Origin of the sequence: Halomonas sp. MES3-P3E, from assembly GCF_002836035.1 — a bacterium.
GTDB classification, from domain to species: Bacteria; Pseudomonadota; Gammaproteobacteria; order Pseudomonadales; family Halomonadaceae; genus Vreelandella; species Vreelandella arctica.
In genome coordinates, this window is the sequence record NZ_PJBT01000180.1 from 1 (window position 1) to 222 (window position 222).

Here is a 222-nt window from a genome sequence, read left to right on the forward strand (position 1 = left end):
GACGTAGTTGGATGAAGACACTTTAAATGCTTTGACAGTAAGAGCGATAACTGCCACGTGCCTCGTTTCACTCATCAGTAGATGCCGGTGCCGTCCAACCTGACAAGCTAACTCACTGAGCTCTAGTGCCCCATTAATCGTTAAGGTTTCGCCATCAATTTTTTTAGCCTGCTCGAGCAGGCGATCCCATGCAGCGTCGCTGATACTGCGCAGCAGTCCTAA

The 222-nt window shown here is 49.5% G+C and carries 1 protein-coding gene; it reads right to left on the bottom strand.

The window, feature by feature from the left end; translation table 11 throughout:
• On the bottom strand, positions 1 to 222 hold a 222-nt coding region (locus CXF87_RS22105; protein WP_232774918.1), incomplete at both ends, for a hypothetical protein.